The sequence below is a fragment of the Microcoleus sp. D3_18a_C4 genome (assembly GCF_036702415.1).
Classification (GTDB): domain Bacteria; phylum Cyanobacteriota; class Cyanobacteriia; order Cyanobacteriales; family Microcoleaceae; genus Microcoleus.
Map to the genome: position 1 here is coordinate 1 of NZ_JAUBTI010000040.1, position 21,758 is coordinate 21,758.

11 protein-coding genes are annotated in these 21,758 nt (G+C 46.1%); 10 read left to right on the forward strand and 1 reads right to left on the reverse strand.

Annotated features, from left to right (window positions below; translation table 11 throughout):
- The first annotated feature begins 21 nt into the window (after window positions 1-21).
- Together QUB16_RS18170 and QUB16_RS18175 are read left to right on the forward strand one after the other, a co-directional pair.
- Window positions 22-2,406: a phosphodiester glycosidase family protein gene (locus QUB16_RS18170; RefSeq protein WP_445251135.1), complete on the forward strand. Its 2,385-nt coding sequence runs from the start codon at window positions 22-24 to the stop codon at window positions 2,404-2,406.
- Between the two features lie 167 nt (window positions 2,407-2,573).
- Window positions 2,574-2,735 (forward strand): hypothetical protein, encoded by a 162-nt coding sequence (locus QUB16_RS18175; RefSeq protein ID WP_333318149.1) that lies wholly within the window; start codon window positions 2,574-2,576, stop codon window positions 2,733-2,735.
- A gap of 136 nt (window positions 2,736-2,871) precedes the next feature.
- Here QUB16_RS18175 and QUB16_RS18180 read toward each other — a convergent pair whose 3' ends face one another.
- Window positions 2,872-4,005 (reverse strand): succinylglutamate desuccinylase/aspartoacylase family protein, encoded by a 1,134-nt coding sequence (locus tag QUB16_RS18180; protein WP_333318150.1) that lies wholly within the window; start codon window positions 4,003-4,005, stop codon window positions 2,872-2,874.
- Between the two features lie 243 nt (window positions 4,006-4,248).
- Here QUB16_RS18180 and QUB16_RS18185 point away from each other — a divergent pair, with 243 nt between their 5' ends.
- The 8 genes from QUB16_RS18185 (at window position 4,249) to QUB16_RS18220 (ending at window position 21,523) form a co-directional block, all read left to right on the forward strand.
- Complete coding sequence (locus QUB16_RS18185; protein ID WP_333318151.1) at window positions 4,249-6,987, forward strand: DEAD/DEAH box helicase; 2,739 nt, start codon at window positions 4,249-4,251, stop codon at window positions 6,985-6,987.
- 427 nt (window positions 6,988-7,414) lie between these two features.
- Window positions 7,415-10,156, forward strand: a complete 2,742-nt coding sequence (locus QUB16_RS18190) for a family 10 glycosylhydrolase (RefSeq protein ID WP_445251136.1) — start codon at window positions 7,415-7,417, stop codon at window positions 10,154-10,156.
- Window positions 10,157-10,662: 506 nt separating this feature from the next.
- On the forward strand, window positions 10,663-14,607 hold the full coding sequence (locus QUB16_RS18195) for a PAS domain S-box protein (RefSeq protein WP_333318155.1): 3,945 nt from the start codon (window positions 10,663-10,665) through the stop codon (window positions 14,605-14,607).
- A gap of 7 nt (window positions 14,608-14,614) precedes the next feature.
- Window positions 14,615-16,039 carry a response regulator gene (locus tag QUB16_RS18200; RefSeq protein ID WP_333318157.1) on the forward strand — a complete coding sequence of 475 codons (1,425 nt, stop codon included), beginning with the start codon at window positions 14,615-14,617 and terminating at the stop codon, window positions 16,037-16,039.
- 307 nt (window positions 16,040-16,346) lie between these two features.
- Window positions 16,347-16,739 (forward strand): response regulator, encoded by a 393-nt coding sequence (locus QUB16_RS18205; RefSeq protein WP_333318159.1) that lies wholly within the window; start codon window positions 16,347-16,349, stop codon window positions 16,737-16,739.
- Window positions 16,736-19,306 carry a response regulator gene (locus tag QUB16_RS18210; protein ID WP_333318161.1) on the forward strand — a complete coding sequence of 857 codons (2,571 nt, stop codon included), beginning with the start codon at window positions 16,736-16,738 and terminating at the stop codon, window positions 19,304-19,306. Before QUB16_RS18205 ends, QUB16_RS18210 begins: the two co-directional genes overlap by 4 nt.
- Window positions 19,281-20,939, forward strand: a complete 1,659-nt coding sequence (locus QUB16_RS18215; RefSeq protein WP_333318162.1) for an adenylate/guanylate cyclase domain-containing protein — start codon at window positions 19,281-19,283, stop codon at window positions 20,937-20,939. Before QUB16_RS18210 ends, QUB16_RS18215 begins: the two co-directional genes overlap by 26 nt.
- 68 nt (window positions 20,940-21,007) lie before the next feature.
- Entirely contained in the window at window positions 21,008-21,523 is a 516-nt protein-coding gene (locus tag QUB16_RS18220) for a DUF1499 domain-containing protein (RefSeq protein WP_333318164.1), read from the forward strand.
- Window positions 21,524-21,758 lie beyond the last annotated feature (235 nt).

Below are 21,758 nucleotides of genomic sequence, written 5' to 3' on the forward strand. Positions count from 1 at the left end.
GAATTTTCTTGTGGAACAGGCATCTTGCCTGTTGCTAAACAAGTAATTGAGAATGGTGCAACATCTCAGTTAAAACTTGCATCTTGCACCATTCTCAAGAACGGGCAAGATGCCCGTTCCACAAAGAGTGAATTTTCTTGTGAAACAGGCATCTTGCCTGTTGCTAAACAAGTAATTGAGAATGGTGCAACATCTCAGTTAAAACTTGCATCTTGCACCATTCTCAAGAACGGGCAAGATGCCCGTTCCACAAAGAGTGAATTTTCTTGTGAAACAGGCATCTTGCCTGTTGCTAAACAAGTAATTGAGAATGGTGCAACATCTCAGTTAAAACTTGCATCTTGCACCATTCTCAAGAACGGGCAAGATGCCCGTTCCACAAAGAGTGAATTTTCTTGTGAAACAGGCATCTTGCCTGTTGCTAAACAAGTAATTGAAAATGGTGCAACATCTCAGTTGAAACCGACTGAAATATTGCCAGATAGTCCTCTTGAGAGGACTTCAGCTATGAGACAGGGAATTCATTCCCTGTCGGACTATAAGTTTTTGACTCAATCCCTACCGCCAGATTCCAGAATCAAACAAGGCCGCCAAGTGTCTCTAAACGGCCGCATTCTCCCCCTAAGTTGGACTCAGCAGCCGGCAAACAGCACTTCTGGGAATTTCCGAACTTGGATTGCTGACGTTGGATTGATGCAAAGTGCGGGAGTGGATTTGCTTAGCAGCGCCGACAGTGCCAAACAACCGGTGCAGTGGTTTTCGGTATCTTTAACCGGCGCTCAAAGTTTAGCAGCGCGGGCAACAGGCCCGTATCGTTACTTAGATGTTACCGATTTTGCTAGACTTGCGGGCTGGGAGATATCTGCTGATGGGAATATTCTAAAAATTACTTCTCAAACTGCAAGTGTTACCGGAATTCGGCAAGCAGAAATAGAATCGGGCGATCGCATTGTAGTAGATCTCGATCGCCCCGCCCCTTGGCAAGTCAACTTTGTCAATAAACCAATCCCGTCGCCGACACCCACACCCAACCCCCCCGACGACCCCACAAAGCCCGCTATCCCACTGCAAAACCTCCGCGCAGCGCCAAACCTCGAAACACCAGACGACCCGACCAAACCCGCCCTCCCGCTGCAAATAACGCCCGCAGCGCCGATCGCCGGTCAAGAATGGTCGATCGCGATCGATGCCAAAGTCGCACCCGCCGTAATTCAGCAGACTTTCTCAACCAGCAAACAATTGCTATCACTAAAAGTCGAACCTGACGGCGTTCAAACCAAAGTCAAAGTGACGATTCCTTTAGGTTGGCGGCCGCAAGTTTTTAGCCTGGGAAATCCCAATCGATTAGTTATCGACATTCGGCCAGATTCGTTAGTAGAAAAAAACATTGTTTGGGCTCCCGGCGTGCAGTGGCGGCAGCAGTATCAGAATTTAGGAACAGCTCGTTTTCCGGTAGTTTGGTTAGAAGTTAATCCGCGTCAAGCTGGTGTAAAAATTCGACCAATTCTCAGCAATCCGCCGGCAGATCGAGGCACTGCACCTTTATTGCAAACAGCAGAAGTGTCGGGTGCGGCTGCGGCGATTAATGCAGGGTTTTTCAATCGAATTAATCGCTTAGCTTTAGGGGCTATTCGGCGTGACAATAAATGGCTTTCCGGGCCGATATTGAACCGGGGCGCGATCGCCTGGAACGATCGGGGAGAATTTGCGATCGATCGTTTAACTTTGCAAGAAACTTTGATTACCCCTGCAAATCAATCTTTGCCCGTTTCTCATCTCAATAGTGCCTACGTGCAACCGGGAATCGCCCGCTACAATTCTGATTGGGGAACAACTTATACTCCGTTGTCTGGCAATGAAATAGTTGTGACAGTTGCGGGCGATAGAGTTGTCAGCCAATCCCCCGGAGGTGCGCCGGGAACAACAACTTTTCCCATTCCAGCTAACGGTTATATTTTGGCTTTGCGTGCCGATTTGTTCCCGGCATCTGAACTTTCTATCGGCACTTTATTGCGTTTGGAAACTAACACTTTTCCTGCTGATTTCAACCGTTTTCCTTACATTCTCGGCGGCGGGCCGGTGTTGGTACAAAACAGTCAAGTTGTGCTGGATGCTAAGGCGGAAGGGTTTAGCGATGCGTTTGTTAGACAGACAGCAATTAGAAGTGCGATCGGGCGAAATGCTGCGGGGAATTTGCTGATTGTAGCCGTGCACAATCGCGCGGGCGGGGCGGGGCCAAATTTCGCAGAACTGGCGCAGATATTGCAGCAAATGGGTGCTGTGGATGCTTTAAATTTGGATGGGGGAAGTTCGACGAGTTTGTATTTGGGAGGTAGTTTGCTCGATCGACCTCCGTCAACTGCTGCGAGAGTTCATAATGCGATCGGTATTTTCATTCAACCATAAACCGTCACCTTAAATTGTAGGGTGCGTCAGCGCCCGTTATCTTCGGAAAAATTGAGAATCTCCGCACCGCGGCACCTTGCAAACTCTTGTGCCCCCTTATTAAGGGGGGGAGTAAGAGTTAGCCCTTTGCTAAGGGGGGAGTAAAAGTTTCTATAATCCCAAATAGAGTGGCTTGTTTGTATGTGATGATAACGGGATATTCCCCGCGCAATTTGCCGGATCAAGACCCGTTTTTGGCGGTTTTGCAAAATGATGCGGTTCCTGTGCCCGATCGCACTTCTGCGATTCCTCAACCGCTAGCTACAGTATATCGATCGCGCTTTAATTGACAATCCTGATATTTATTATAAAAGTGCAGCGGAATTTAAACAAGCCCTATTCAATAGTATATCGTAATTTATGGTTCGACTACTAATAGGTTTTCAGAAACCCGCTTTCTTGAAGAAACCGAGTTTCTTGGTATTCTCAATCTGCCATCACAGACAACACATACTCTCCTTGATTTACTGACTGATTGGTCGAAACATCAAAAATGAAAACATCCGACTCAGCACAAACATCAACCAAACTGGGAAATTCCCCATTCTTATTAAAGCTGAGAATTTGATAAAGCCGATAGCCCTTTTTGACATAACTCCCCAATTGCACTCGATTTTGAATCATCCCGCCCGCCGGCGCGTAGTATTTGAACACTGAATTCTTGGGGGTGAAAATAACTTGATGATTCGCAGTTTCCGGTAGAGGAAATCCATCTATTTTCAATAAACCCTTACTTGCTAAGTAATTTTTGATGCCCCGCAAGCCATTCGCCACCGACTGGGGATTCATTTCCATCCCCGAACCTAATTCTAAAGTCCAAGCTTCCACGTCAAATTGGATCGCACTTCCCAACTCTGCTAAAATCTTCTCCAAAGCCAGCCAAGGCTTGAGAAACGCCTCGTCAAAAGCATCGCCGTCGTACTCGTTCATCAAGATAGCCCGATCGAGCAAAAAAGCTTTCGCACTCTCCTCGCGGGAATTAAAACAGTAAAGGTAATCTAAACTTTGATTCGTAGAACTGTGCAAGTCCAGCACATAGTCAGCATCCAAACACAAAGATTGTAGCTGATATCGGTAAAGTTCGCTGTAGGGGCGGCAACTAGGAGCGTTAATTTTTGCCAACTCTTTCGCAAAACTCAAAGCAATCGCTTTTCTGTAATTAACTTTGACAGTATCGGCATCGAGATGGATGTGAGACTTAGCAAAACCAAGAATATCTTCCCCTTGTTTTTCAAAATCCCAGAAAATCCGGTTCCAATTTACCCCATCATAAAGATTGTAGCGACCAGGGGAAAAATGGTGCGATCGCTGACTGACACCCACAGGATTGCAAACAGGAACTAGCCAAATTTCCCCGCTTAACTGGTTGCTGTCCAAAGACATTAAAAACTCAATTAATTGGTAAATCACAGCATTACCGCTAATCTCAGCGCCGTGCAGGTTAGATTGGAGATAAGCTTTTTTGCCGGGAATCGCACCTTGGAACTGATAGACTTGCAGTGAAAGCCGATCGCCCGAAGCAAGCTGCACCACAGGAATAGTCGAAATAACAGGAATCATAGAAGGAAACTTGGGGAATTGGGCATGGGGCATGGGGCATGGGGCATGGGGCATGGGGCATGGGGCATTGGTAACTGGTAATTGTTACTAATGACTAATGACTAATGACTAATGACTAATGACTAATGACTAATGACTTCATAGCCGATTTGCGGGCGTTGGTCTAAAATCAATACAGTCCTCTGCTGACTTGCTTTCAGCAAGATTTAAGCATACTTACCCTGCAACCTTATAATAATCCTTGTGCCAGACACTGCCCAGAACCGCCCAGAGCTGGATCTGAAGACCATATTTCCCTTCGAGCTAGATAACTTTCAGAGAGAGGCGATCGCCGCCCTCGATGCAGGTAAATCCGTTGTCGTGTGCGCTCCCACAGGCTCCGGGAAAACGTTAATCGGGGAATACGCCATCCATCAAGCACTCGACCGGGGGCGGCGCGTCTTCTATACCACTCCCCTCAAAGCTTTGTCTAACCAAAAGCTGCGCGACTTCCGCAATCAATTTGGAGACGACAACGTAGGTTTGCTCACGGGCGACATCTCCGTCAATCGAGATGCGCCGATTTTGGTGATGACTACCGAAATATTTCGGAATATGCTCTACGGTACGCCGATCGGAGAAGTCGGTACTTCCCTCACCGGAGTCGAAACCGTGGTGCTCGACGAGTGTCACTACATGAACGATCGCCAGCGCGGTACCGTCTGGGAAGAATCGATCATCTACTGTTCGAGCGAAATTCAACTGCTCGCCCTCTCAGCAACCGTTGCCAATAGCGACCAACTCACAGACTGGATTAACAAAGTCCACGGGCCCACAGAGCTCGTCTACTCAGACTTTCGGCCAGTACCGCTGCAATTCCACTTCGCCAACCAAAAAGGGATATTTCCCCTGCTAGACGACACCGGCAAAAGAGCCAATGTCCGGTTAGTCCCCAAAAAGAAGGGGCAAAAAGTAGAAAGAGGCAGCATCCCCACTCCGAGTTTGACCGATGTTTTGGCCCGGTTGGACGATCGAGATATGCTACCAGCAATTTACTTCATCTTCAGCCGTCGCGGGTGCGACCAAGCAGTCGCAGAAGTCGGCAATTTCTCCCTAGTTAACGAAGCCGAAACAGCCGAACTCAAACGCATCATTGACGATTTTTTACAGCGAAACCCAGAAGCAGAACGCTTCGGTCAAAAAGAAGCACTTTTAAAAGGCATAGCCGCCCACCACGCAGGCATTTTGCCCGCTTGGAAAGGTTTAGTAGAAGAACTTTTTGGCAGAGGTTTAATTAAAGTCGTATTTGCCACCGAAACCCTAGCAGCCGGGATTAATATGCCCGCCCGCACCACAGTTATTTCCACCCTGTCCAAGCGCACGGACAAGGGACACCGACTGCTAAACGCTTCAGAATTCCTGCAAATGGCCGGTCGGGCTGGTCGGCGGGGCATGGACAAGCTGGGGCACGTGGTCGCAGTTCAGACGCGCTTTGAAGGCGCAAAAGAAGCCTCGTATTTGGCAACAGCCAAAGCCGACCCCCTCGCCAGTCAGTTTACTCCCAGCTACGGCATGGTGCTGAATTTGCTGCAAACTCACACTCTCGACGAAGCTCAAGAGTTGGTAGAGCGGAGTTTCGGTCAATACCTGTCTACCTTGTACTTGCAGCCGCAGCAAGAAGAATTAGACCGATTGCAAGCAGAATTGGCGGTGCTTGAACAGTCCCTGGCGGCCGGAGGAAATGTCTCCACCCTGGAAAAAGAGCTCGCTCATTACGAAAAATTGCAGGGAAGACTCAAAGAAGATAAACGTTTGCTGAAAACTCTATTGCAGCAAGCTGAAGAAGCCAGATTTAAGGAGATGTCCGTAGCTGTGGCTTTTGCAGTGCTTGGCACGGTTCTGAGTCTCAAAGGTAAGCACGTTCCGACAGCCAAACGATCGCACACAACTCCTGTACCCGCCGTATTGGTTGCCAAAATCCCAGGTTCTGGCCAAGCACCAAATTTGGTGTGCTTGGGCAAAGATAACCGCTGGTATGTCGTCGCCATTAGCGATGTCGCTACCCTGCACGCCGAATTACCCCGCTTGACCGTTGCAGATACCTTGAACCCGCCGTCGGAAATGCCCCTGAGACTCGGCCAGTGCCGCTTGGGAACTGAAGAAACTGCTTCAATTGCTGCATCGATCCCAGAATTGCCGACACCGGAACCGAGCCCAGAGGCGATCGAGCAACAGCGGAAAATCGCAGCCGTAGAAGCTAAGCTAGAAATTCACCCGGTTCTAGAATGGGGCAATCCCGGTACTTTGCTCAAACGCCAGCGCCGCCGGGAAGAATTGAAAAAAGAAATCCGCAAAAGCGAACAAGAGTTAGAAAAGCAGCGAGCTCGCTACTGGGAGCAATTTCTCAACTTAATCGACATCTTGCTGAATTTTGGCTGCTTGGAAAGAGTAGTTTCGGCAACGGGAAACCGAGATGACTCCTCCGACAGGTTGGTGCCCACAGTCTTGGGCCAAGCTTGCGCCGCCATTCGCGGCGATAACGAACTGTGGCTGGGTTTGTCCCTGATGTCTGCAGAGTTTGACGAACTCGATCCCCACCACCTCGCTGCAGCTTGTGCGGCCTTAGTTACAGAAGTTTCCAGGCCGGACAGTTGGACTCATTACTCGCTGTCGCCGGAAGTTTTGGCACCTTTGGACAATCTGCAAAAAGGCCTGCGACGGCGGTTGTTTCAAGTTCAGTACCGTCACGAAGCTGCAATCCCGATTTGGCTGGAACGGGATTTAGTGACTTTGGTTGAACAGTGGGCTCTGGGTGTTGAATGGCTGGAACTGATTAGCCATACGAGTTTGGATGAAGGGGATGTGGTGCGGATTTTGCGCCGGACTTTGGATTTCTTGTCTCAAATTCCTCATGTTCCTCATGTTTCGGATGCTTTGCGGAGGAATGCTTGTCGGGCGATGCAGTTAATCGATCGATTCCCCGTGAATGAAGCTGCAACTTAGAAAAGTGTTGACGGTTGACTGTTGACTGTTGACTGTTGACTGTTGGCTGTTGACAGTTGGCTGTAAGCTGTGTGGCATCTAAATTGTATTTGGGGTTTTTCAACCCAAATGCACCCAGGTTTTAATCTAAAATCGTTTCCGGTTGCATCGGTATTGTTCAAATGCCCAAACAGTCAAAAGTCAACAGTCATGAGGAATAGATCCAGATTTAAATCCAAAATCCAAAATCCAAAATCTAAAATCCAAAATCTAAAATCCAAAATCTAAAATCGATCGATCGCACTTTTTCCTGATTCAGGTTGCAGAACAGGATAGAAAATTGTATGGTGCGGATCGATCGCTCTTAATTGTTATTAAATTTTTCTCTGCTTCGGTGTGGTGAGTAATTCTCATATTTATGATGCAACAAATCAAAAATCCAGATCAAATGCCTGATGCCTGCTCCCAGGCTAAAAAAAATCGCTTTTTCACTTTCTTGCAAAGAGTCTTAATTGGAACTCTAGCGAGTACATTACTCAATCTCTTCATCCTATTTCCCTCTCCGAGTTTCGCAGAAGTAGTTCTGGGCGTTGTTCGCAGTTCCGAGAATTCTCCCGACTGGGTAAAGATTACCACGCGCCTCTGGGAAAGCGGCATTGCTTACAAACCAATCAATCTCGAAGAAATCAAAAGTACGGCGGATTTAACAGGCGTTAACGTGCTGTTTTTGCCCAATATTGAAACTTTGAGTCCGGCACAAATTAAAGTTTTAGAAGCTTGGGCCTCCCAGGGCGGCCGCTTGATTGCTTCGGGCCCTGTCGGCCGCAGTTCCCCGGCTTTGGTGCGCCAATCTTTGCGATCGCTCCTTGGGGCCTATTGGGCTTTTCCGTTAACCCAGCCGGCGACGCCGCAACCGCGCAGCCGCTGTCGGGATCTGGCTTGCACTACTTCTAGCAGTTGGATGCCACCCGAACAAAAAAATGCCTCAGTCCAAGGCGGTGTCTTGATTCCGGCTGATGCAAACAGTCAAACTATTGCTACTTGGAAAGATAGTTCCGGTTCCTCCGCAGCCATCGCCACGGATCGCGCTACATATCTCGGCTGGCGCTGGGGTAGCAACGGTTCGGCAAATGTAGATAAGGCTTGGCTGCAAGCCTCGATCGCCCGCTGGGGAGGCACAATCGCTTCGCAGCCTGTAGCGCCGCCCACTGGTGCCGCGCTCCCACTGCCAACTCCCCCCTCAAGAGTCACTAGAAACAGCCCTAGTTTGCCGCGTAGTACCCCGCTGAGCCGACTTTCTCCCTCTGGTTCCCTTCCCGATCCAGTTCCTGCAACTTTTACAGACCCTTCCGATCAGGCGGCGCCGGCGGGTTTGGACGTGCAGCCAAATTCCAATAAGCCGATCGTCAGCATTGAAGCGTACTTGATGCGCCAAGAACTCACCAACCTCCTCGGCCGGTTTGAAAGCGCCCTGACAGCATCTAATTCAGCCAATACCGCCATCAATCTCAATGCTGCGACCTCCCCTCAACTGGTGGCGGCAGAACAGGGCGGAGGCGGCCCTGCAGCCAGCCGCCCCCCTGTTCTGCAAGCGATCCGGGTACGGGCGATCGCCCAAGCGCGGCAGGTTTTGCAAACTTTCGACCAACTCCTGCAAGAGCAAAACTACGCGGAGGCGAGATCGCAGTGGGTGGAAGCGCGGCAGTTGCTGTGGGAAAATTACCCGAAGGAAGGACAGCGCGTTGGGGCGGAAATTCGGGCGGTTTGGCTCGATCGGGGGACGATCGTCGCAGCACGATCTGAACAGGGTTTGGCGGCAGTGTTCGATCGGCTCGCCGCCGCCGGTATCAATACTGTTTTCTTTGAAACTTTGAATGCCGGATATCCCATATATCCCAGTCAAGTTGCACCGCAACAAAATCCCCTGACTGTTGGCTGGGACCCGCTAGCATCGGCGGTTAAATTAGCTCGCGAGCGAGGCATGGAACTGCACGCTTGGGTTTGGGTTTTTGCCACAGGAAATAAGCGCCACAATACTTTAATTGGCAAGCCTAGTTCTTATCCCGGCCCGGTGCTTTCCGCTTATCCAGATTGGGCAAATATTGACAATAAAGGACGCCGGCAAAATCCTAACGATGGTAAATCTTATCTCGATCCGGCGAACCCGGAAGCGCGTAATTATTTGCTGCGAATTGTCAGCGAAATTGCCAATAACTACCAAGTGGATGGGGTGCAATTAGACTATATTCGCTATCCTTTTCAAGATGATAATGCGAATTTTACTTACGGTTACGGTATTGCGGCGCGGCAGCAATTTAAGCAGTTGACTGGTGCAGATCCGGTGAATATTTCCCCCAGGGACGGCAGTTTGTGGCGGCAGTGGGTGGAGTTTAAAACTAATCAAATTAATAGTTTTGTAGCTGAAGTTTCTCAGCTTTTGCGGCAGAATTATCCGCGCACAATTCTGTCGGTGGCGGTGTTTCCTCACCCGGAAAGTCAGCGGATTTACAAAATTCAGCAAAATTGGGAAGTTTGGGCTCGTCAGGGCATTGTAGATTTGATTGTGCCGATGACTTATGCTTTGGATACTAACCGACTTCAGCGCATCACCGAACCGCTGGTAAAGGAACAAATTCTGGGTTCGGCTTTGATTTCTCCGTCGGTTAAGTTGTTGACTCTCCCGGAAGTTGTGGCGATCGACCAAATTCAAGCTTTGCGCGATTTGCCGACTGGGGGCTATGCTATTTTTGCGGTGGAAAGTATCAGCAGCGGGATGCAGGGCTTTTTTAACCGCACTCAAGGCACCCCAGTGCGTTCCACTTCTGCTGCAGAGCCGATTCCTTACCGACAGCCGTTTGCGGCGGCGGCTTCGCGGTATACTGCTCTCAAGCAGGAATGGAGTTTTTTGTTGGCTAACAATCAGTTGCGGGTGTCGGAATCTGAACTGAAAGTTTTGCAAAGTCGAGCCGATGAATTGGCGCAAGCTTTGAGCAAGTTGGCGGCAAATCCTTCTAGAGAAAGTTTAGCAACTGCTAAAAGATTGTTGGGGAGTTTTCAATCTCAATTTCAATCTTCGATGCGCTTGCATTCTGCCGAAAATAGCTATCAAGTGCAAACTTGGCAAAATCGTTTGGAGAGTTTGGATATGCTTTTACGTTACGGCGAAAGGATGGAGTTGAATCGCAGGTAAATACAGATTTTTCGGGTGTGTGCTGCTGTGGATAGTGCGATCGTGCTAACATTTGGGCGATCGTACTCTAATTAAGTTAGTCCGCGCTCCACGGGTAATCCTCACCTTGGTTTTTTCACAGCAATACTTCGTTCGATCCCGCAGATGCAGTAGAAAACCCGGTGTTTGAGCCAAGCAGAAACCCGCTGTCTTGGGTCGGAGTGCGATCGCGAACTTTAAGTTTGTAAGTAGGTCATCGCAACACAACGATAGTATCTTATCAGGGAGGGTTGAGTTAAGATCCGCGATCGAAGCGAGTAGATGAGTCCTCTCACCCGCCCGAACCATGTCATGTTTATTTGCACCTACTTAGTAAGGGCGGAAGTCCTCAAAACTCTTAAAGGTCGAGCTCAAACAATTTGATAGTGAGTGATTAACCGGATTTGATATTACTCGCTCGTCTCTCGCTCCAAGAGTTTAACATCTACTAATTTCAACGGCCAATTTAAATTACTTTTACGATGAATATGTTTCCTAAACCCCTCAATCGTTTGGCTACAAAAATTATCGGCAAAGTTCCTTTACAAACGGTGCTCGTGATTCCTTTTTTAGTGCAAATTGTCGGCACGGTTGGAGTTGTAGGTTGGCTATCTTTCCAAAACGGTCAGCGGGCAGTCAACGATGTTGCCGCTCAGTTGCGAGAAGAAATTAGCGATCGCATCAAAGACCGCATGGAACATTATATGTCTATTCCCCACATTGTCAATCACCTGAACGTTCAAGGCATAAAACTGGGGCAGTTGAACCTAGAGGACAAGCAAAAACTCGAACATCATTTCCTCGAACAAATTCAATATTTTGATTCTATCAGCATCATTTACACAGGCAAAGAAAATGGAGAACACTCTGGAGCAATCCGCACTAAAGATGGGATTTTGATATCGGCTGCTGACCGCTCTACTGGCAATAAATTAGCTCGATATACTGCGGACTCACAGGGAAACCGCGTTCAATTAGTGCAAATTTCCCCCACTATTTACGACCCGCGAACTCGCCCTTGGTACATAGCTGCGGCTGCGGGCAAAAAACCTATTTGGACTCCAATTTATACAGATTTTTTGACTAGGGAACTGGCAATTACTGCTGCTTTGCCTATCTACGACAACGCTGGCAAATTGTTAGGAGTAGCTGGCAGCGATGTGCTGTTTTCCCGCATCAAAGAATTTCTGGTTAGCCTCAAAATTGGCAAATCAGGACAAACTTTTGTGATGGAGCGATCGGGGATGTTAATTGCTACTTCAACGTCGAGTCCAGAATTCGTGGTGGAAGGTAAAGAAACCAGACGCATTAAAGCTTCAGAAAGCGAGAATCCGGTAATTCGCCAAACTGCACAACATTTAGAGAAATCCTACGATAGCTTAGCTAAAATTAATAATTCTCAACAACTTACTTTTGATGTTGATGGCCAGCGAAATTTTATTCAGGTAGCTCCTTTTAAAGACGAGCGAGGGTTGGATTGGCTGATTGTAGTAGTTGTACCAGAGTCGGACTTTATGGAGCAAATTAACCTCAACACGCGCACGACTTTTTTACTGTCGCTTGCAGCATTGATGGGGGCGACAATTCTGGGGATTCTTACTGCTAAATGGGTAGTTCAGCCGATTTTAAGATTGAATGCGGCGGCGAAAGCTTTGGCGCGGAATGAATGGGATACAAAGCTGACTCTGAATCGCGAAGATGAACTCGGAGAACTTGCCACTGCTTTTAACAGCATGGCCGAGCAATTGCAGCATTCATTTACTTCTCTGTCGGAAAGCGAAAACCGAGTAAAACAATTTTTCAATGCAGTACCGCTAGGGATTTTTATTGTAGATCCCAACGGTCAACCTCACTACATTAATCCTGCTGGAGAGCAACTTTTATCTCAAGGAATTGTACCCGCAGATTCCGAAAGTTTACGTCAATCCTACCGAGTTTATTTAGCTGGTACTCAGGAAATTTACCCGGCGGAACGCGACCCAATTTTAAATGCTTTGCAGGGTAAAAGTGTAACTGTTGATGACATTGAAATCTCCTCTACTGACAAAACTGTTCCCCTGCAAGTTTGGGGAACTCCTATTTATGACGCTCAAGGAAATATTATCTACGGGATGTGCGCTTTTCAAGATATTACAGAACGCAAACTAGCGGAGAAATTATTAAAGGAATACAACGACAATTTAGCAGTGCAAGTTGCAGAACGTACCGCCGATCTTGCCAAGGCTAAAGAAAAGTTTTCTAAAGCTTTTCGTTTAAGTCCTAATGCGATTACCCTGACTAGAATTAGCGATGGCCGCCACATAGAAGCCAATGAGAGCTTTTGTCGGATGATGGGGTACAGTCACGAAGAAATTATTGGAAAAACAGCGGTTGAGCTTAATTTTTGGGCGAGTTTGGGAGAGCGCGATCGCATGATTCAAATGTTAAAAAATAAGACGGCTATTCACAATTATGAGCTGAGGTTTCGCAATAAAAATGGTACAGAAAGAACGGCACTGCTGTCGATAGAAACCATCGATATTGACGGAGAAGCTTGTTTTTTGTCGATTTCTAGCGATATTACCGAGCGCCAAAAAGCAGAAACTGCCCTCCGGGAAGCAGAAGAAAAGTACCGCAACATTTATGAAAATGCTTTGAATGGAATTTTTCAAACTGCTATTGACGGGAAATATATCAGCGCTAACCCCGCTTTAGCTAACATCTACGGTTACGACTCGCCTGCCGATTTAATAGCAGCACAGCCGAATTTCCATAACCAGCTTTACGTGAACCCCAACCGCCGCGAAGAATTTGCAGCGCTGATGAACGAGTACGGGATACTATCAAACTTTGAATCGGAAATTTACCGCAAAGATGGCAGCATAATCTGGATTTCGGAAAATTGTCGCGCTGCCTGCGATGAAGCAGGAAATCTACTTTACTACGAAGGTTTTATTAAAGACATTACTGATAACAAACAAGCGGAAATCAAACTGCAGCAGGCGAAAGAAGCGGCCGAAGCAGCAAACAAAGCGAAGAGTACGTTTCTCGCCAATATGAGCCACGAATTGCGATCGCCCCTGAACGCGGTCATCGGCTTTGCTCAAGTCATGATCCGCAGTAAAACTCTGTCTCCTGAAAATCAAGAAGATGTTGCAATTATTTTGCGGAGTGGAGAACATTTACTGGCTTTAATTAACCAAGTTTTAGACTTGTCAAAAATCGAAGCGGGACGCACGACGATTAATGAAAAAAGCTTCAATTTGTACCAACTAATCGACGATTTAGAAGATATGTTTGCTCTAAAAGCTGAGCAAAAATGTTTGCAATTAATCTTCGACAGGGACGCAGAAGTTCCCCATTACATTTGTACTGATGAAGTTAAATTGCGGCAAGTATTAATTAATTTGCTCAATAATGCAATTAAATTTACTTCAGAAGGGGGAGTGTCGATGCAAGTCAAAGGAGGAAAACGGAATATACATAAAAACAGCACTGACCAATTGCCCGGCCGCTACTGGCTGCATTTTGAAGTTCAAGATACTGGTGCAGGCATTGCTGCTGAGGAAGTCCATCAGTTGTTTGAAGCATTCGTGCAGACTAAAACAGGTAAAGATTCTCAGGAAGGAACTGGTTTAGGTTTAGCTATTAGCCGCCAGTTCGTGCAATTAATGGGAGGTGAAATTACTGTTAGCAGCGAGCTCGGAAAGGGTGCAGTATTTCAGTTTGACATCCAAGTTCATCTGGTTGAAGCTAGTGATATTGAAAGCAAAAAAACTCAACGTCGAGTTGTTGCCCTGGAACCGAATCAGCCGAGTTATCGCTTGCTAATTGTGGACGACAAACCTTTGAACCGCCAACTGTTAGTAAAACTTCTCAGTCCCCTCGGATTTGAGTTGAGAGAAGCGAATAACGGTAAAGAAGCGGTTGATATTTTTAGGGAATGGGAACCGCATCTGATTTGGATGGACATGAGAATGCCTGTGATGGACGGCTATGAGGCAACGAAACAGATTAAAACTACAACTGGCGGGCAAGCAACGGCGATTGTGGCCCTAACTGCTAGCGTTTTGGAGGAAGAACGGGCGGTGATTCTTTCGGCGGGTTGCGATGATTTTATGCGGAAACCGTTCCGAGAGGAGGATATCTTTGTGGCAATGGGAAAACATTTAGGAGTACGCTATATTTATGAAGATCCAACCGCAGTAAGTGCAGCAGGTGTAGAGGAGTCAAGTCAGGAGGTGCTCACACCGGAGGCTTTCGCCTCTCTGTCTCCAGACTGGAGGGCCCAATTGAAGCAAAGTATTTTGAGTGTGGAGATGGAGGCGATCGCAACTTCGATCGCACAAATCGGCACTGTCCATCCCTCTCTTGCGGGCAAGCTTCAAGATTGCATTAATAATTTTGAATATGACAGAATTTTGGACATAATCGAGCTCAGCGAGAAACAGTAAATACCCGATGACTTCAACTTTACCTAAAACCAATCGAGCTAATATTTTAGTAGTGGACGATACGCCAGAAAACCTGCGGCTGCTGGCAGGAATTTTGAGCGAAAAAGGCTATCAAGTTCGCCCCGTACCCAATGGCAAGCTAGCATTGTCTGCGGCTCAAAAAATACCCCCGGATCTAGTGCTGCTGGATATTATGATGCCGGAAATGGACGGCTATCAAGTTTGTCAGCAACTCAAAGCTTCTGAAATTACCCAAGACATTCCTGTAATTTTTATTAGTGCGATCAATGACGTGCTGGATAAAGTTAAAGCTTTTGCAGTTGGCGGAGTTGACTTTATTACTAAACCGTTTCAGGTTGAAGAAGTTTTAGCCCGGATAGAAACTCATTTAAAAATTTGTTCGCTGCAACAAACTTTGCAAGAAAAAAATCAAGATTTAGCAACGGCCCTGCACCAACTGCAAGCAACCCAAGAGCATTTGATTCAATCGGAAAAAATGGCAGCCCTGGGACAACTGATTGCCGGGATTGCCCACGAAATCAATACCCCCCTGGGCATTATAGGTTCCTCTATTAATAATATAGCTAATTTTTCTGACGAGTTTTTAGAAAAATTTCCTGAAATTTATCAACAACTTTCGGACGAAAGCAAAGCTTATTTTTTAGCTTTACTGTACAGAGCAACCCATCAAGAAATTTTATTCACAAGTCGAGAAAAACGCAAATTTAAGCAGCAGTTGACGGGAGATTTGATGGCAGAATCTGTTAAAAATTCGGAGGAAATTGCGGATACTTTAGTTGACATGGAAATCTACGAAAACATAGAAGACTTATTGCCGCTTTTTAAATCGCCGGATTGGGAAGTAGTTTTAAACAGTGCTTACCAGTTTGCGAGCTTTAAAAAAAGTATTAGCCTGATCCAAAGAGCGACAGCGAAGTCGGGGAAAGTAGTATTTGCCTTAAAAACCTACGCTCATTTTGATAGCCAACCCGAAAAAGTCCAGGCGAACTTGCACGAGGGCATTGAAACGGTGTTAACCCTTTATCAAAATCAACTGAAACACGGTATAGAAGTAGTGAAAAATTATGGAGATTTACCCCAAATTATGTGCTATCCCGATGACTTAAATCAAGTTTGGACGAATCTGGTTCATAATGCCCTGCAAGCAATGGATTATAAAGGTATTTTGACGATTGAAACTCAGCAGCAAGAGGCAAATATTTTCCTCAAGTTTACTGATAACGGCAAAGGTATTCCCTCAGAAGTTATTCCCAAAATTTTTCAGCCTTTTTTTACGACTAAATCGGCGGGCGAAGGTAGCGGTTTGGGATTGGATATTGTGAGAAAAATTGTGGAAAAACACCAAGGCACAATTGCTGTAGATTCTGTACCGGGCCAGACAACTTTTACAGTCTCGCTGCCAATTTATTAAACAAAACTTACCTGTAGGGGCTGATTTTCGGTGACACTCGTGAGTGTCTCGCTGACAAATACAAAATTTATTACAAGAAACCGGGTTTATCTTCTGAAGTCCTATTAAAATAAGATAGGGGACAGATATCCTGCATCCTTGCCCGAAATCAATAACGTAAAAGGAAGTCATATCAATTCCGGTAACACTCATAGAGGATGGGGAGTGGGGGAATGTGGAATTGCGCCACCTTGACTTTATGATTCCCATCCAACCGGAAACGAGATTGTGTCGGTAAACATACTAACATTTAAGCAGAGAGGAAAAGATGAATAAGCCTGTAATTCTTTGCGTAGACGATGAACCAGATATCTTGAATACTCTCAAGATGCAGCTAAAAAATGAATTTAAAAATGATTACATTTATGAATTAGCTGAAAGTGGTGATGAAGCTTTAGATTTACTTGAGGATTTTCCCGAAGAAGCTCAGGTGATTGTGGTTGTTTCGGATTGGCAGATGCCGGGAATTAAAGGTGACGAATTTTTAATTAAACTTCACCAAAAATATCCTAAAATTATTAAGGTGATGTTGACGGGCCAAGCGGATGCAGCGGCAGTTCAGCGGGCAGTAGAAGAAGCAGATTTATACTGTTGTTTGTACAAACCCTGGGAAAGCAAAGAGTTAATAGACACTATAAAATCTGGGCTGGCTAAGTTATGAAAAAACCTGTGATTGTTTGTATTGATGATGAACCTGACGTTTTGAACAGTTTAAAGATTGAACTGAAAAAGGCGATCGGCGATCGGTGTATTATTGAAACCGCTGAAGGGGGGGCTGATGCTTTAGACTTGCTGGCCGATTTGCAGGCAGATGAATACGAGGTTGCTTTGGTGCTTTCCGATTATATCATGCCGGATATTAAAGGGGATGAACTGCTCAGAAGAATTCACGAAAGCTCGCCGGAAACCCTGACCATTATGCTAACGGGGCAAGCAGATTTGGAAGCTCTGAGCAATGCTATCAAGTATGCTAAATTGTACCGTTATATTCCTAAACCTTGGAAAAATGAAGACTTAAAATTAACTGTAGTTGAAGCAATTCACAGTTACTTGCAAGACCAAAAGTTAACAGATGAAATTCATAAGCGGCAAGAAGTAAATGAGGAGTTAAAGCTAGCAAATGCGGCGCTGTCTGCGAGTGAAAGCCGCCTGAGTCAATTTTTAGAAGCTTTGCCAGTGGGGGTATCTGTTTATCATCCCGACGGCTCGATCGCCTATTTCAACCAGGCAGCGCGGGATTTGCTGGGTGCAGACACTATCCCGGAAAGCACTGCGGAACAATTAGCTGCCACTTATCAACTTTATGTTGCCAATACTGATGAGCTTTACCCGCCGCATAATCTGCCAATCTTGCGTGCACTGAAAGGAGAATTTGTCAAGGTTGACGATGTAGAAATCCGTCAAGATAGCAAAAGAATTGCGATCGAGATCAATACCACGCCGATTTTTGACGCTAGCGGAAATATTGTTTATGCGATCGCAGCTTTTCAAGATATTAGCGATCGCAAACAAGCCGAAAAAATACTAGCAGATTACCACCACACCTTAGAAGCCCAAATTGACGAACGCACAGAACAACTGCAACAAGCCGCCTTAGCTGCTGAAGCAGCAAACAAAGCTAAAAGCACGTTTCTTGCCAATATGAGCCACGAGTTACGCACCCCTCTCAATTCTATACTCGGCTTTGCACAAATCATGGAACCCAGCCCGGATCTTACTGTCGAAAACCGAGAAAATATGAGAATTATTCGGCGTAGTGGCGAACACTTGCTGACGTTGATCAATGAAGTATTAGACTTGTCAAAAATCGAAGCGGGACGGATGACGATCAACCCAAAAAACTTCGACCTCTACCGCTTGCTTGACGATTTGCAAGATATGTTTCAACTGCGGGTAAACAATCAAGAATTGCAGTTGCGTTTCCAGCGCTATGCTGACGTTCCTCAGTACGTGCGAACCGATGATATTAAACTGCGGCAAGTGCTGATTAATCTTCTGAGTAATGCGATTAAGTTTACGCCAACAGGCGAAATCACCTTAAGAGTTATAAAGTTAGAAAGATCGGGATTTCTGGATTTATTGGATAGTCCCACAGCTTGCTTTGATACCACAAGAAGTATTCGGGATTTTTCGAGAACTAGCAGTGATGTTGCCAAGGTTGAATGGAGGGAGGAGGCTGAGGATTCAACTGTGCCAGATTTTTTCCTTCTATTTGAAATTGAAGATACAGGAGTTGGCATTGCTCCCGAAGAGTTGGGCAATATTTTTAATGCTTTTGTGCAAACAGCTTCCGGTCAAAAAATTCAGAAAGGCACGGGTTTAGGATTGAAGATCAGCCGTCAATTTGTCCGCCTGATGGGAGGAGAAATTGTCGTAGAAAGTCAACTAGAACTCGGCACCACTTTTAAATTTGAAATTCCAGTCGGTGCGGTTTATGCTGCTGAGCTTCCAGATCCGCAACTGAACCGCGAAGTTACTGGGTTGGAACCCAATCAACCGTGCTACCGGATTTTAATTGTGGACGATCGCGAAGACAACCGCCAACTTTTAGTCAAAATGCTTTCTCCTTTAGGTTTCGGGCTGCAACAAGCCACCAACGGCCAGGAAGCAATAGAAATGTGGGAAAATTGGCATCCGCACTTAATTTTGATGGATGTGCGAATGCCAGTGATGGACGGCTACGAAGCTACTAAACAAATTAAGGCTAGAATCAAGCAGAGAGAGCAAGAGCAGCAAGGAAACGGGGAAATGAATATTTCCCATCCCGACTCCCCGATTCCGAAGATTATTGCTTTGACAGCTAGTACAATTGAAGGGAGGCAAGCGTTTGCTTTATTGGTCGGGTGCGACGATTTTATTAGCAAACCTTTCCGCAAAACAGATATATTTGATACCCTCACCAAACATTTGGGGGTGAAGTATCTCTACTCTAACTCAACCGACTCGATCTCAATAGGCGATCGAAATAATTTATCTGCCTCGCTCCCTAATGCTGCGCTTGCTTATTTACCTACACTGCCTGCAGAATGGATAGACAACATGAAGCAGGTAATCCTCAGTGCGGATTTTGACTTAATTGTCAGGACAATCGACGAAATAAGGGAGCCTCATCCTGAATTGGCGGAAATCCTCCAGGGTCACCTCCATAATTTTGATTACCAGAAAATTCTCAATTTAATTGCCGAGGCGGAGGCATCAGATAATGCAGATGAAGGCGGAACAAACTGAAAACTATCAAGCCGATATTTTAGTAGTTGACGATACGCCAGATAATCTGCGTTTGTTGATTAGAATTTTGCAAAAAAATGGCTATAAAGTTCGACCTGTTACTAATGGTTTTTCCGCGTTAGATGCGATTCAATCTAGTGCACCCGATTTAATTTTACTCGATATTATGATGCCGGATATTGACGGCTACGAACTCTGTCAACAACTGAAATCCGAACCGCACTTGAGGGAAATTCCCATCATTTTTCTCAGTGCGTTAGAAGAAGGAATAAATAAGGCAAAAGCTTTTGAAGTGGGCGGAGCAGATTATATCACAAAACCTTTTCAGGTGAAAGAAGTCTTGGCGCGAGTGAGCAATCAACTTACTGTGCGTTCATTGCAAATGCAATTGCAAGAAAAAAATCAAAAATTGACCGATCAAAATATCCAGTTGCACCAGGAAATCGCTGAACGCCACCAGGTAGAAATGGAAACAAGATTGCTGCTGCAGGCCACTCAAGCTATTAGCAAATCTGAGGATTTTGAGTCGGCTATAGATGTGATTTTAGGTTTAATTTGCAAAACTATTGAATGGAATCTGGGCGAAGCTTGGATTCCTTGCAGTGAGGGATTTTTAAAATGCGCTACAGGTAGGTACGTCAGTGACTTGAGTTTTGCCCAATTCCAACAAACAAGTTGGGAGTTGAGTTTTGCTCCCGGTGTGGGACTCCCGGGTAGGATTTGGCAGTCGCAGCAGCCTGAATGGATCGAGGATGTTTCTACTGCAGCGGAAAAAGTTTTTTTACGAGCGGAAATTGCGCTGAGTGTGGGATTGAAAGCGGCTTTTGGGGTGCCTATTGTGGCGGAAAACCAAGTGTTAGCTATTTTGATTTTTTATCGCGAAAAAGTTCTGAAATGTCAGCCGCGTTTGTTGGAATTAGTGAGCGCGGTTGCTACGCAGCTCGGTTCGCTTATTCAGCGCAAACAAGCTGAGGCCGCCCTGAAATTGCAGCAAGAGCAAACAGAGAAATTGCTGCTGAATATTTTACCGAAACCTATTGCAGAACGCTTGCAAAAAGAGCAAAAGTTGATAGCGGATCATTTTGATGAAGTGAGCGTCTTGTTTGCTGATTTGGTGGGTTTTACAGAGTTTTCGGCTCACCAAAGTCCGACGCAGTTGGTAGAAATTTTGAACGGGATTTTCTCGGAGTTCGATAGGTTGTCTGAATTGCACGGGTTGGAAAAGATTAAGACGATTGGGGATGCTTACATGGTGGTTGGGGGTTTGCCGACGCCGCGGGAGGATCACTCCTCGGCGATCGCACTTTTAGCTTTGGAGATGCAGGCAGCTTTGAGGAGGTTTAATGCCAAAATGGGAGAAAATTTTCAATTGCGACTCGGAATTCACAGCGGGTCGGTGGTGGCGGGAATTATTGGGATTAGTAAATTTAGCTATGATTTGTGGGGGGATACTGTTAATGTTGCTTCACGCATGGAGTCGAACGGATTGCCTGGTAAAATTCAAGTGACGGCGGCGACTTACGAGCGTTTGAAAGAGCAGTTTGTTTTGGAAGAACGGGGTCATATCCCGATTAAAGGTAAAGGAAGAATGCTGACTTACTGGTTAATTGAAGAAAAAAGTAAATCTTTGTGATTTTTAGATGTCAATTTCAATTAATATTAAAATTAGATTTAATTTGCACTTTCAGGAGGGCTAATCCTTTGCAAACAGTTGAAACAAAATCGCCGACAGCATTGAAAAAAGTCCTGGTTATTTTAATATCACTGCTAGCAGTAGCGGTACTGTCGATCGCTACTTTTATCGCTATACCCGGAGAAAAAACCATGTTTGCTGGAAAAAGACCTGCCAATATCGGGATTGTGTCAGGAAAACTCGCAGCGTGTCCGAGTTCCCCCAACTGCGTCAGCAGCTTCAGTCAAGATGCCGAACACAAAATTGAGCCTTTGGCATACACTTCCTCCCAGAGTGAAGCGATGGCAAAGCTCAAAGGGGCGATCGACTCCTATGGAAAAACTAAAATTATCACGGCAACTGATAATTACCTCTATGCGGAGTTCACCAGTGCTTTGATGGGGTTTGTGGATGACGTTGAATTTTTGGTAAATGATGAAGCAAAAGTGATCCACGTGCGATCGGCTTCGCGTCTGGGAGAGTCAGATTTGGGAGTTAACCGCAGTCGGATAGAAGCTATCAGAACTCAATTCAATCAACTCTGAACATAAAATTTCTAGCTTTCCCGAAGCCCCTCTCCTACACGGCTGTTTCATTATCCGTAGGGGCAAACCCCCCGTGGTTGCCCCGATATTTGAAACACCGATTCCCCACGTCCGTGGAGGGGGTAGGCACGGGGGCGCTACCCCTACAAAACCATGATTTCCCCACGTCCGTGGAGGGGGTAGGCACGGGGGCGCTACCCCTACAAAACCATGATTTCCCCACGTCCGTGGAGGG

Excerpts from the sequence above, each read along its gene's own strand:
- QUB16_RS18180 (WP_333318150.1), bottom strand. The coding sequence starts at position 4,005 with ATGATTCCTGTTATTTCGACTATTCCTGTGGTGCAGCTTGCTTCGGGC.
- QUB16_RS18205 (WP_333318159.1), top strand. The coding sequence starts at position 16,347 with ATGAATAAGCCTGTAATTCTTTGCGTAGACGATGAACCAGATATCTTG.
- QUB16_RS18195 (WP_333318155.1), top strand. The coding sequence starts at position 10,663 with ATGTTTCCTAAACCCCTCAATCGTTTGGCTACAAAAATTATCGGCAAA.
- QUB16_RS18190 (WP_445251136.1), top strand. The coding sequence starts at position 7,415 with ATGCCTGATGCCTGCTCCCAGGCTAAAAAAAATCGCTTTTTCACTTTC.
- QUB16_RS18215 (WP_333318162.1), top strand. The coding sequence starts at position 19,281 with ATGCAGATGAAGGCGGAACAAACTGAAAACTATCAAGCCGATATTTTA.
- QUB16_RS18200 (WP_333318157.1), top strand. The coding sequence starts at position 14,615 with ATGACTTCAACTTTACCTAAAACCAATCGAGCTAATATTTTAGTAGTG.
- QUB16_RS18210 (WP_333318161.1), top strand. The coding sequence starts at position 16,736 with ATGAAAAAACCTGTGATTGTTTGTATTGATGATGAACCTGACGTTTTG.